Annotated in this window: 9 protein-coding genes; 1 reads left to right on the forward strand and 8 read right to left on the reverse strand. The window is 45.9% G+C overall.

Going from position 1 to position 12,300, the window contains the following annotated elements; genetic code table 11:
- The first annotated feature begins 482 nt into the window (after window positions 1-482).
- Window positions 483-896 carry a hypothetical protein gene (locus HQN90_RS23165; RefSeq protein ID WP_173223084.1) on the forward strand — a complete coding sequence of 138 codons (414 nt, stop codon included), beginning with the start codon at window positions 483-485 and terminating at the stop codon, window positions 894-896.
- A gap of 19 nt (window positions 897-915) precedes the next feature.
- Here the strand turns inward: HQN90_RS23165 and HQN90_RS23170 are convergent, their stop codons facing one another.
- The 8 genes from HQN90_RS23170 to HQN90_RS23205 all read right to left on the reverse strand — a co-directional run bounded on the left by HQN90_RS23170 (window position 916) and on the right by HQN90_RS23205 (window position 12,288).
- Window positions 916-1,131 carry a hypothetical protein gene (locus HQN90_RS23170; RefSeq protein WP_079412348.1) on the reverse strand — a complete coding sequence of 72 codons (216 nt, stop codon included), beginning with the start codon at window positions 1,129-1,131 and terminating at the stop codon, window positions 916-918.
- A 111-nt stretch (window positions 1,132-1,242) separates the two neighbouring features.
- Complete coding sequence (locus HQN90_RS23175; RefSeq protein WP_173223086.1) at window positions 1,243-4,857, reverse strand: hypothetical protein; 3,615 nt, start codon at window positions 4,855-4,857, stop codon at window positions 1,243-1,245.
- Between the two features lie 455 nt (window positions 4,858-5,312).
- The gene (locus tag HQN90_RS23180) at window positions 5,313-6,638 is read right to left on the reverse strand and encodes an ABC transporter substrate-binding protein (RefSeq protein ID WP_173223088.1); all 1,326 of its coding nucleotides are present in this window, start codon (window positions 6,636-6,638) and stop codon (window positions 5,313-5,315) included.
- Between the two features lie 96 nt (window positions 6,639-6,734).
- Window positions 6,735-8,390, reverse strand: coding sequence for a response regulator transcription factor (locus HQN90_RS23185; protein WP_173223090.1), 1,656 nt, complete (start codon window positions 8,388-8,390; stop codon window positions 6,735-6,737).
- Window positions 8,391-8,405: 15 nt separating this feature from the next.
- Complete coding sequence (locus HQN90_RS23190; protein WP_173223092.1) at window positions 8,406-10,139, reverse strand: cache domain-containing sensor histidine kinase; 1,734 nt, start codon at window positions 10,137-10,139, stop codon at window positions 8,406-8,408.
- A gap of 53 nt (window positions 10,140-10,192) precedes the next feature.
- Window positions 10,193-10,978: a carbohydrate ABC transporter permease gene (locus HQN90_RS23195; protein WP_173223260.1), complete on the reverse strand. Its 786-nt coding sequence runs from the start codon at window positions 10,976-10,978 to the stop codon at window positions 10,193-10,195.
- A 50-nt stretch (window positions 10,979-11,028) separates the two neighbouring features.
- A complete protein-coding gene (locus HQN90_RS23200; RefSeq protein WP_173223094.1) occupies window positions 11,029-11,979 on the reverse strand; it encodes a carbohydrate ABC transporter permease in 951 nt (316 codons plus the stop codon).
- A gap of 108 nt (window positions 11,980-12,087) precedes the next feature.
- The gene (locus HQN90_RS23205) at window positions 12,088-12,288 is read right to left on the reverse strand and encodes a CLC_0170 family protein (protein WP_173223096.1); all 201 of its coding nucleotides are present in this window, start codon (window positions 12,286-12,288) and stop codon (window positions 12,088-12,090) included.
- Between the last annotated feature and the right edge of the window lie 12 nt (window positions 12,289-12,300).

Below are 12,300 nucleotides of genomic sequence, written 5' to 3' on the forward strand. Positions count from 1 at the left end.
AGTTTTTTTGTGCATCGTCCAGATAAATACATCAATTAATCCCATATTTAGGTAGTAATTATAAATTATTTAGACGATACTTTTTTCGGATTTCCATGTTAGGTTTGATGCAAAGCTATTGTCCTAAAATCGAAAAAAGGTCTCGAAAGGATGCATAATTGCAGGTTTTTCACCAATATGCCTATTCCCAAGCCAAAAGGATACATATTTGCAGGAATTAGGCGATACAAACGGACGTGAAGCAAAACTCACAGGTTGGGCGGGACTCCAACTACTCAAGCGACTCTAACCACCCCATTATCAAGATATGTATAAAGGAAGCCGGCAAATTTCAGCCTTGCCTCCAACTATCTTCGCGAATAAACAGCCAATTTCAGAATGAAGAAGGCTGCCGTCTGCCGCCACTTCGAATAAAGGAATTACGGGGATAGTCGATAAGACGAATAACACAATGAAGGCGAGAAACGGATGCTCGGCAGCAGATGGATTTCGGCTTGAGCAGTATTCCACAGTGGATCGCTGAGCAATTTATGACGCGTGGACACTTCGAGCATCCACTGGCAACCTTTCGCAATGGGTTATGGACCAAACGAAATGAAATGATTCGAGGGCTGCAGCAATACATGGGCGATTCCGTCACATTTACACAGCCTCAGGGTGGGCTTAATTTGTGGTGTAAAATCAATCGGGAAGTGGATGATTTCAAATTATTGGATGAGTCGTCAAACGAGGCGTGCTTTTCGTTCCGGGAAGCGTTTATGGCTCTGATCAGGGGTTTATTCGCATTCGTTATGCCAGACCTCAACTGGATGAGATCCATGATGGACTTGTCCATATCAATGACGCTTTGCAGCTTCATTGCAAGTAAAAAGAGGACAATTCTTCCTGATGACTAGGAAAAGTTGTCCTCATTTTTTAAGCTGAATAATGAATATACGCCAGCAAGGCTAACAAGCCTGCAGCAATCGAAACGACATACAGAGCCGTAAGACGAACCCATTTCACGCCGGTTTTTTGAAAATATGTTTGATCCCCATCACGGTTTTTGCGTGAAAGACCGATCATAAAGGTTGCGACTGAACCAGACAACAAAATCAAAGCAAATATCACATAATAGATATACAGGTTCATAAGCCATTTCTCCAATTGTTTATTTTAGTACCTCATTGAAGAAATTATAAAGGAATAGGATCTGAATATCATCAGCCACTTTTGGACTTTTACTACCATCCAGTTGCAAGATTAGTATGAGATGGTTTCGGAGCTGGCCTTGTCGGTAAATGTGACATTCGGCCAAGTTAAATTAAACTTCATGCCGCTATCTTCTACGATCAAGTTGTTGAGCGTCATCTTGCTTGCGCTGGCATATGTCGGTGTAACCGTGAAGCCTTCAGTGCTGCCGCTTGCCGAATATTTCATGACCATTACAACCCAATCCCCGTTCACGTAGGACACGTTCAAAGCACTGTCAATGAGATTCACGCTTAATCTGTCCGTGTTTTTAATATTTCCCCATGTAAAGTTCGCTTTGCTGCCCTCGTCAGGATTCTCGCGCAATTTTTCAATGGTTTTGTAATAGTTGCCTGGTACGTTAAAACCGAAGTTCGCTGTATCTGTGTTGTTTTCCATAAGCAAGTTCGGCCAACCGTTTAACTTTAGGCTATCCATCGTTAATTGTGTGCCACTAATCGAACCGCTATTCTGTGCGAGATCCAAGGTCGTAGTTCCGTTTGACACGTTGATGATTCGATTCGCCGCCGACATGTAAGGCATGCCTACTAAATGATTCAGCGCTTTGAGCGAAACATTGCCATTGAACTTCACAGCCATAATGTTGTAAAGGGTCGTTCCATTCGTCACCCAATATTCACTGCGTGTATTCGAAATGGCTGAATTCGTCTTATCCACTTTGCGCACCTCATAGTTCGCTGTGCTGGCATACGCATTCGTGCCTGATCCAGAGTTCACTAAGAAATTCCAAGCATTATTCGTATCCTTGTAGTAAAGCCCTTCGCCCCTGCCGCCATTTACAGCCGCTTCCGTGAAAGCAGCGCCTTGAACTGAGATGGCTTGAGGCGTAGCCAAATTCGTGCCTGATTTATTGAAATAGACCGATACGTTATTTTTACTCAAACTGAACTCATTGTTATAAGTTGGCTTGCTTCCGCTCCAAGTCTTGAAATGCTCATGCATCTCAATGTTCGAATGCGCGCGGTGCCCAATGACTTCAGGGGTATAGCTGCTGTCTGCGAAATTCACCCTAACCGCCAGCAATCTGCCTAGATCATAGCCGGTTTCATGGCTGAATACATTATTGCCGTAATACGTAATGTTGCCTTCGTCTCCATCAGACTCATCGTGTCTGGAGCCAGCATACAGCCATCCGTTTTCGGAAAGGCGCTCATTGATATAAGCAGCCATTTCGGCACCGTCCAAATAGAAATTGGACGTTTTGTCGTTGACAAGCAAATACAAGTCAGACAAGAACGAAAGAGCATAGAAGCCGTAATGCGCATCGAACTTTTCTTTTTCATCGAAAATCATATGTCCATTTGCCAGAATACGATCGTTTCTGACGCCGCCAAATGCCCCGCCGTTCCCCGGATCGGCAATTGGATTATTCGTGCCAATCACGCCTGTATTGTAATAAGCGATGGCTTCATTTTGCAGAGCCGTATCGTTCAAAACCTTGCCTAACGTTAAACCGCCTACCACCGTGCCAATGGCTTGGTTATCGGCATTTTGCGGATTGTAAATGGAAGTACGGGTCAGCCATCTCCAAAGCGATCTGGAAATTGTCTCCAGCGTCGTTTTCTGAGCAGCGGTGAGCAGCTGCGGCTTGCCGCTTTCCGCACCGTATTTCAAAATTTGACCGATCGAGTTTAGTGCCCATGCCGTTGTCGGATAGTCGCCAATTGCATCGCCCTCACCGTCAATATAGAAGCGATTGTAGTATTCTCCGCTGTTAATCGTTCTTAAATAAGTCGTGTCCGGGTTGTCGAGCGTGTATGTTCTTTTGTTAATATAGAAATCAATAGCTTTCTGCGCAGCCTTCTGCACATCGGCATCCGATCTGCCATTTTGGTTCCACCAGTAGGTTAGAAGCGCAGCACCGCCGATCGTATTGTCAGTCATATCCCCGCCTTGTCTAGGCGCAATCAATTCCGCATCGTCAAACCAAATGGTCCCGCTGGCATACCATAATCCCAAATTGACCTCAACCTTCACGGTACCTGTCGGTACAGAGAAGACCGCACTGATTTCTTGCCAAGTCGTTGATGGCTGAGCCGTCACGTAGACAGAAGGGGCAACATTCGTCCCATCGGCTTTCAAGAAGTTAACACGCAGCGTAACACCGTTGGTGGCTTGAGCTCCATCTGAGCTAAAAACGGCCGACGTTTTATACTTCGCTTTAAATACCCTTCCGTCTCCCTCACGATACGTTCCTGTATATTGTTGACTCCAATAAGCTCTTCCCGTGGTTGAAGTGGAGTTGATCCCGATGCTGTCGGCTCCGCTATTTGCGTTCGCGCCTGTTGTATCATACAGTTTGGTTGGTTTCGGACTGCCTTCAGGGGCGCTGTAGCTCCAAGCATCCGGAGCCGTACCGCTTGTTGATGCTTCGAAGCTTCCGTTACTGAGCACACTAGCGTATTCAACTTGCAGCTCATCGAACCATACCGTTCCTGTTGCATTAAACAGATACAGCGATATTTCTACATGATACTGCGCTGTGGAGACAGGCACCGTGAATTGACCAGAAAGACGTGTCCAGCCGTTCGTGCCCGCGGTGCCATTCAGGAATACTTCCGGTGCCACATCACCGTTATTCGCGTCCTTAAAGCGAATGCCCAAGGCAACGCCTTTGTCGGATGAGACGACATTGCTCGTTTTGTACCAGGTGGAGATATGAAAGCTTTTTTGCGTCAAATGGACGTCTTGCGTCCAAGATGCGGTGGCCGCGGTGCTAGCCGTAATTTTAGCGCTTTTTGCCCCCGTTTTGGCTTGCGCGGCATCAATTGAGAAGCTTGGATTTCCAGACGATGTAACGAGCCTCCATGGAATCGCATAGTTATTGGTCATATCAATGACAACATTTTCAAAGCTGGTTTCCTTCGGGCCTTCCTTATTGGCAGCCACTTTGCGATTCATGAAGCGTGCCGCATCAAAGGCTACCGATCCGGTTGCATTCCATAACATCAGCTCTATCGTCACATGATCCAGATTGCTCAGGCTCGCCGGAATTTCCACGTCTCCCTTCAGCTCCGACCAATCTTGCGTGCCAGCCTTTCCATCAAAGTAAACGCTCGCCGAGACGGAATTGTTCGCCGCATCCAGAAATGATATACGCGCAGTTACTCCACGATCTGTCGAGACTATATTCGTCGTCTTATAATAGACGCTGAAGTAATAATTCTGACCAGGCAGAACGCCGGCAAGATTGGTTGCCCAAGCCCCCTTCGTCGAAGCCGCGCTTGAATCAATTTGCACCATTCTTTTGCCTGCTTGAGCGCCTGCCACATCATTGGTCACATAGGTATAGGCCGGGGTACCTGCGTAGCTAATCTTCGACCAATCTGTCGGCACGGTTCCGCCATTTTCGAAGTTCCAGTTCGGGATGATATTCGTATTATGCGGAAAATCCTCGAAATTGCCATCCGGCTGCTGCCCAACAAGCAATTTATCCTTTTGTGTTGTCAGATTGTTCATGACGCTTTGCTGCGTCGGGTAAATATCCTTAATCGGTACTTTATCGTGGGCATAATCTGTTGCCGCATAACTGGTTCCTTGAAACAACAAGCTTAGCATCACAACACAACCCAGCACTTTGTCAACGTACTTTTTAGGTTGAAACATTATGTATTCCTCCTGTTTGATCGTTATTTTGATAGCGTTTACAATTACTTCGTTAATATCTGTTGCTCATTTAGTGAAGAGGAGCTTTCTACAAGTAGAAGAACTTGAGGAAAGCCCCTTTCACTTTCAGCATGGCTGGGACTAAGAGTCCTGCCTTTGAATCGGAAGTATGGCATCACTAAGCCCCAGTCAAAGATGCGGACACCCGTGAAGTGCGCAGTTCTTCTTTTTAAAAACCTGCGATTATGCATCTTTTAGAGCTTGGTTTAGTCCAAAATCAATAAATTCCTGCGATTGTGCATCTTTTTGCGGCTTATTTCCGATTTCAGGATGAAAATGTTTGAAATTCCTGCCTAATCGCAGGCTTTTCCACTTTTCAACCACTTTTTTTGAGAAAGCCTGCACTTTCGCAGGTTTCGGACTCGCGAACCAGCCACGTCGCCTAGATGTGCATCTTACTTCGCGATTTGCGAGGCATTTTTCTCATATTCTTTGGCTTTTTTGACAATTTCATCATACGTTTTGTCTACTGTACTTTTTCCGAAAGAGAGCAAATCTACAATGCTGGCATAATCTTTCTGGAAGTTCCCCCAGCCAACAGCACCTGGGTTGAAAGGCTGCGCATTGGGAGCGGTTTTATTAATGAGGTCAACTTGCGCTTTGTCCGTTGGATTGAACGTTGGTTCCATAACCTTCAGAATTTTTTTGGAAACTGGAATTCCTCTGGATGTGCCCAAAATATCCGCCGCTTCCTGATCATTAATGAACCAATCAATGAACTTCTTGCTTTCTGCGGCATTTTTGGAATCCGCGCTAACGCTCCAGAACATCGAAGGCTTCAAATAGCCGCTGCCTTTGGGACTTGTTACCAAAGCTGCCCCCTTCAGGTTCGTAGCTAAGCCTGGAAATTCGGAAGCAAATGTCCGACGAATAAGGGACTTGCCGTTAATGACAACATCCTGCTTCGGATCGCCAATCTTGTCTGTTGCCCATTGATCTGGCGGCAGAATAACGCCGGCCTTGGTCAGCTCGAGATGCTTGTTCGCCCATTCCATCCATGTATCTTTATCAATGTTGAATTTGCCTTCTTGTGTAACCGAATAGCCTTTTCCTTTGCTCAACTGGTACATATCATAGCTGAACAAATCGTTCAGCGAGTTATATAAAGCAAATTTATCGGCCCCAAGCTTGGCTTTTGCCTCTTTGCCGAATTGGAAATAATCATCCCACGTCCACCCGTCGCTTGGTGCCTTGATACCCAATGAGTCAACAACCGCTTTGTTGTAGCCCATGCCCATCGCGTTATTGCCCAGCGGAATGGCAAATTGCTTACTGCTGTATTTCCCTGAATCGACCAATGCTTTATCAACATCAGCTAAATTAATGCCTTGGCTCAGATCGGCCAATTGCCCGCGTCCGGCATATTCCGCCAAGTAAGCCGCATCCATTTGGATGATATCGGCTGCGTTATGAGCTGCTGCTTGTGTCGACAGCTTCTGGAAATATCCGTCAAAGCCTGAAAACTCCGGTTCGAACTTTACGTTCGGATGCTTGGTGGTATACAGGTCCAAAGCTTTCTGCGTTGCTTCATGCCGTGTCTGAGAACCCCACCATACAATACGCAAAGTAACCGGTTTATCTGATGTCGCCGGCGTTGCCGCTGCTGTCTTGCTATCCGTCGTTGCTGCCGGCTTCTCTCCTCCTGCTCCGCACGCGGAAAGCGTGACGACCGAGGCGACCATCATCGCGCCCGTGAGCACTTTGAACCATTTCTTTGTCATTGAAAACCCTCTTTTCTTCGTTTGAAATAAGTTCTTGCCTCTCAAAGTATAAAGCGGTTACAAGCGAACTTATATATAACAAATGAATCATTCTAGTTAGATATCGCACACATCGTCCGAAACAACCTCTCTATCTTTCATTAAATCGCTCGGATTTTTGCCTGTATACTTCTTGAACACGGTGCTGAAATACGAAGGAATTGAATATCCCACCTGCTCGGCTACTTCGTAAATCATCCATTTGCCTTGCAGCAGCAGCAGCTCGGCTTTCTCCATTCGCACACGAATCAAGTAGTTCATGAACGTCTCGCCTGTTGTTTTTTTGAAAATCTTATTCAAATAATTCCGTGAAATGAAAATTTTATTAGCCAACGTTTCCAGTGTGATATCCTCGGCATAATGTTCATGGATATACTGAATCATGAATTCCACGGCTTCCTTATGGCGAGGATTCTCGTTCGTAGAACGATTGCCGTATAGCTGATCCAGCTTGCCGAGCAGCCATTCTTCCAACTGCTGCGTGCGATACATATTCTCCATTTCCTTCTGGATGTCGATCTTCATATACATATCCTGGATGACGTCATCCAGATCGTTCAGCGCATAGCCAAGTACCGCCCACAGCTGCATGCCCAAATTGCGGACATACCCATCGTCAACGTGGACATTGTCAAATTGACGAAAGAAGTCTTTTGCGGTTTGGCGGCCTTGATCCAGCTGCATATAACGCAAAGAATCGGCTAATATTTGAAAAAACTTAACGGGCCCCGTCTCTAATTGTTCCAAATTCAAGCGGCCTTCCGAACGCTTCTGCTCAATCAGGCTGAAGAACTTTACGGATTCCGACAAACTCCCCTCCGTCGCAAGAACCTGGAACGCTTCCTCTGCTGAGCCGGAGATTTCTCTCCAGGATAGCCTGAAGCCACCAATGCCAATGCGCACCTGAAGCTTCAGATAGGTGTCCATACAGCGTACGATTTCGTGACCAAGCGCCGCGATTTGATCCACGGAGGTATGTTCTAGCACCGCCTCGGGCTCATGAAGCACAATCATGATGTGACTGCTTTGAATTTCTATACACTGGGATTGCGGCCAATGCTGTGCCAGCAGCTCATTGATAATATTGCCAATGCCAAATCGGAATAAATGCCAATCCTGCAGACTGGCGTTTCTGATTCTTGGCGTCCGCAGCAGCTCCACAGCCATAACAAAGTGCCGCTGCCGATCCCAATTTTCAAAAGCATCCGGCAATTGTGCAAATATGACCGGGTCCGTTGAACCGGAGATCAGCGCACGCAGCCATTGTTTCTGGACAAAAGGCTCATACATGGAAATTTTCTGGGAAAGCGTTGTCAACTCTTGACGGTTCTCAACCTCTTCATTTAATTCATCTATTACTTTGCCCAGCACCTGTTTCAAGTCGTCCAGTGTGATCGGCTTGCTCAAATAATCAGATACGTTCAGGCGCAGCGCCTTCCGCGCATATTCGAAATCCGAGTATCCGCTGAGGACGATATACTTCGCTTCTATGCCTTCTGCGCGCAATCTCTCAATCATGTCCAAACCATTGAGCTGCGGCATATAGATATCGGTGAGGACAATATCCGGCTTCTCACGGGCGATAAGCTCATACCCGTCCTGTCCATTCTCCGCTTCTCCAACCCACTCAATGCCGAACTTTTCCCACATGATCGCTTTCTTAAAGCCTTGCAGGATATGAAAGTCATCGTCCACGACAACCAGTCTCCACATCTTCTTGTCCTCCTGTCATGCAATGCTTTCTAATACCGGTAGCCGAATGACGACTTGCGTCCCTCCTTCGGGCACGTTAGACATCTCTATTCCGTATGGAGCCCCATATAACGCAGTGATTCGTTCCTTCACATTTTTGATCCCATAACCACCAGCGGTTCTGGCAGCCGTTTGATCCCAGCCCTCTTGCAAGCCACGGCCGTTATCCATAATTCGAATCCAAAGGTCACGATCATCCTTTTGCAAACTGACGCATATACGACCTGATCGTCTTCCGTTAAATCCATGTATAATCGCATTTTCGATAAATGGCTGCAGGGTTAGTTTCGGCACATAATAGTCTGTGCTTACAGAATTCAGCTCAAACTGTACTTGCAAGTTGTCACCCCAACGGATTTGCTGAATGGTCAAATAGCACTCTGTATAAACAATTTCTTCGGAAATGCGAATCAAGCTCTCCCCATTGGAAAGTCCGATCCGGAACATTCGCCCCAGCAGCGATATCGCTTTGCTTATATCAGACTGGTCAGCCTGAATGGCCATCCAATTAATTTGATCCAGCGTGTTGTATAGAAAGTGGGGGTTGATCATCGCTTGCAGCGCTTTTACTTCGACTTCCTGACGCAGCTTATACTGCTGCTCTAGGGACGAATAAAGCTCACCGATCCGCTCCTGAAGATTCGTATACCCCTGAAATAAGGAGCCAAACTCGTTGCTATAGTCAGAAGGCAGCTGAACCGCGGGCTCCTCCAAAGAAAATTGATTCATTCTTTTGATTAATAATCGCAAAGGTTTTGTAAAGCCTCTAGACAATAAAAGCGCGATGACCAAAGCCAATGCGAGCGCAATAAAGCCGATAGATAAGGATACTTTCACACTTTTGATACTGCTCTCCGTTACGCGTTCCCAGGGCGTCAGCTCAAAAATCGACCAATCGGAATTATCAAAATTAGACCAAACCATGAGCTGGTCCTTATCGCTGTGAAGCTGGATCCGCTGATAGCCGGTTTCACGGTTCAGCTCTTCGGCAAATTTCTTATAATGATTCGCATAAAAGGACTCGCTCCGACTGCCGATCGACGTGATGAGTCGTCCTTCATGATCGATCAACAGCCGGCTGATATCCTCGGACTCATTGGTCATCGTTTTCTGAATGCCTGCCGCACTTGTATTCAGCATGATAATCCCGTAGTACTGCCCGGAATCCGAGACGATTTTCTTCGTAAAACTGATCATTTGCATTTTATTTTTCAGGTAGCTCTGCACCGGATGCTCCGGAATCCAGGCTTGCGGCTTGTTTTCGAGCAGAGAATACCATGATTCCTTTTTCAAGCTCTCCAAATCAAAGATTTGCACGGGGCTGTAAATGTCTGTTACCAGCTTCGGATCTTCGATATATATCGAGATTGATTTAATAAAGGATGAGGTATATACGATGTTCGAGAACGTATTTCGCATATCCTGAAACCGAATAACATCCTCCTGCTGAGAGAACAGAAACTGCTGCAAATCATTATTCAGCGAAGCGGTTGAAGCCGTTTGCTCAATAAATTTGATCTGGTTGTTCAGCTCATCCCCCATGCGATTCAGCAGCTTTTGCTGGTAAAATGAGACGCTTTGGACGTTCTCCCTCGTAGTAAAGCTGGAATTAAACCAGGTCATAATCGTGACCAAGATGAAAATGAGGACTGCAAAGCCGCCAAACAACAGCCAATCAATGCTAGACTTTTTGAACGGATTTTTCGTCAAACGCGCACCTCCTGAAAGAAGAAAAAAGCTACATCTCTGCAGCCTTTTTAATATTAACCTTTGAGTGCACCTGCGGCAATGCCTTCAACAAACTGTTTTTGCACAGCGAAAAAGAAAATCGTGGAAGGCACGATTGAAATTAACGACATAGCAAGCAGCTGCCCCCAAGAACCATCACCGGATTGAGTGTCTACGAACAGCTTAATGGCTAATCCCACCGTATATTTGCTTACTGAATTGATATAAATCAAATGGCCGAAGAAATCGTCCCAATTCCATAAGAAACAATAAAGCGCAGTCGTCACCAAGGCGGGACGAATTAAGGGAAGCATGATGCGGAAGTAGATGCCAAACCAGCTGCAGCCATCCATTTTGGCCGACTCATCCAGTTCTCTCGGAATTCCCCGCATGAATTGAACGAGCAAATAGACGAAGAACGAACCGCCAATACCGCCGGCCAGCAAATGAGGAATGATGAAGGGCAAATACGTGTTGATCATGTTCATGGAATGGAACATCGTATATTGCGGAATTAATGTGACTTGCCCAGGCAGCATCATCGTAACCAGAAGAACGCCCAGCCACAATTTACGCAGGGGAAAATCCAAACGCGCAAGGGCAAATGCCGTTAAACTGCAGGAAACCAACGACAAAACAATCAAAATGATAACCAGCTCGAAGGTGTTCGCATAGAAATGCGTAAATGAAAACTTCGGAATGGCGCTCCAGCCTTGGGTGAAATTACTTAGAACTGGATGTTCGGGAAATAGCCCGGGAAGCGTCAATTCACTGTCATCCTTCAGAGAAGCCCCAACCCACCACAAGACTGGATAGATCATGATTAGGCTAAAGAGAAGAATGCTTATCTGTCTTCCGGATATTTTTCTGCTCACTTCTGTTCCCCCCCTGTTTCCGATTCATAGAACACCCAATATTTGGATGAGACGAAAATGAGTGCGGTTGCCGCGCCTATAACAATTAACAATAGCCAAGCCAGCGCCGACGCATAGCCCATTTGCAATTGATCAAAAGCTCGTTCATACAAATACAAAGCGTACATGTAGGTGGAGTTGGCTGGACCGCCTTTGGTAATAATGAACGCTTGTGTAAACATTTGAAACGACTGAATCGTTGCCAGGACGAGATTAAACAACAAAATCGGCGAAAGCATTGGCAGTGTAATCGAAATAAACTGTCTGAACTTCGAGGCTCCGTCAACGCCTGAAGCTTCATAGAGATCATTCGGGATTTGTTTCAACCCTGCCAAAAAAATGACCATCGTCGAGCCGAACTGCCATACGGCCAATATGATCAAGGTTCCCAGCGATGAGCTTGGATCGCCGATCCATGACTTTCCCGCAATGTGGAAATAACTTAACAAATGATTAATGAAGCCATCCTGTCCGAATATTTGCCGCCACAAGATGGAAACCGCGATGCTTGTTCCGATCAAAGAAGGAAAATAAATAAACGTCCGATAGAAGGACATGCCCTTTATTTCTTTGCGCAGCAGCATCGCAACCAGCAAGGCGAAGATCAGCTTCAGCGGCACGGAGAAAACGACGAATTGCAGTGTGACTTTCAAGGACTGAAGGAACTTGTCATCATCAATGAGAATCTGCGAGTAGTTCCCTGTGCCGATCCATGTCGGTTTCGCCAGCAAAGAGAAGTTGGTGAAGGAATAATATAGCGATAATCCCATCGGCCATAGGATGAAAACAAACAATCCGATCAGCCAAGGCGCCATAAACAAATATCCGATATACGGGGTTTCCCATCTTTTTATTTTCTTATCTGTCTTTACTTGTACGTTAGGTATGTGGAGCTCAGTTGACTTCATACCGTACACCTCCCTGTTGCTTCAAGTATAAGGAATGGGCAGGAGCATGAGTATACTAGAATCGAGCAATAAACTTTAGAAATCGCGCACAAATCGGGGAGACGAACTTTACTTCCAGAACCATTTGTCATAAATGAAGTATCCGATAAGCGACAAGCCAGACAGGGTTATATTAAACCATCCTACAAAAATCGCTCCTTTTTTTTCTTTGCTCATATTCGCTTTCACATAGATTTTCACGTCGAAACACAAAACCAGAATTCCGGAGAGCAGCAGCAGCATGATCGTATAATAGTTAAAAGTAATCATCGATGCTTCTCT

Source organism: Paenibacillus alba (genome assembly GCF_013204855.1).
GTDB lineage: Bacteria > Bacillota > Bacilli > Paenibacillales > NBRC-103111 > Paenibacillus_E > Paenibacillus_E alba.

Bases quoted from the DNA above. Each gene is read 5' to 3' on its own strand.
- HQN90_RS23195 (WP_173223260.1), bottom strand. From the start codon at position 10,978: ATGATCTATCCAGTCTTGTGGTGGGTTGGGGCTTCTCTGAAGGATGAC.
- HQN90_RS23205 (WP_173223096.1), bottom strand. From the start codon at position 12,288: ATGATTACTTTTAACTATTATACGATCATGCTGCTGCTGCTCTCCGGA.
- HQN90_RS23165 (WP_173223084.1), top strand. From the start codon at position 483: ATGGATTTCGGCTTGAGCAGTATTCCACAGTGGATCGCTGAGCAATTT.
- HQN90_RS23170 (WP_079412348.1), bottom strand. From the start codon at position 1,131: ATGAACCTGTATATCTATTATGTGATATTTGCTTTGATTTTGTTGTCT.
- HQN90_RS23180 (WP_173223088.1), bottom strand. From the start codon at position 6,638: ATGACAAAGAAATGGTTCAAAGTGCTCACGGGCGCGATGATGGTCGCC.
- HQN90_RS23185 (WP_173223090.1), bottom strand. From the start codon at position 8,390: ATGTGGAGACTGGTTGTCGTGGACGATGACTTTCATATCCTGCAAGGC.
- HQN90_RS23175 (WP_173223086.1), bottom strand. From the start codon at position 4,857: ATGTTTCAACCTAAAAAGTACGTTGACAAAGTGCTGGGTTGTGTTGTG.
- HQN90_RS23200 (WP_173223094.1), bottom strand. From the start codon at position 11,979: ATGAAGTCAACTGAGCTCCACATACCTAACGTACAAGTAAAGACAGAT.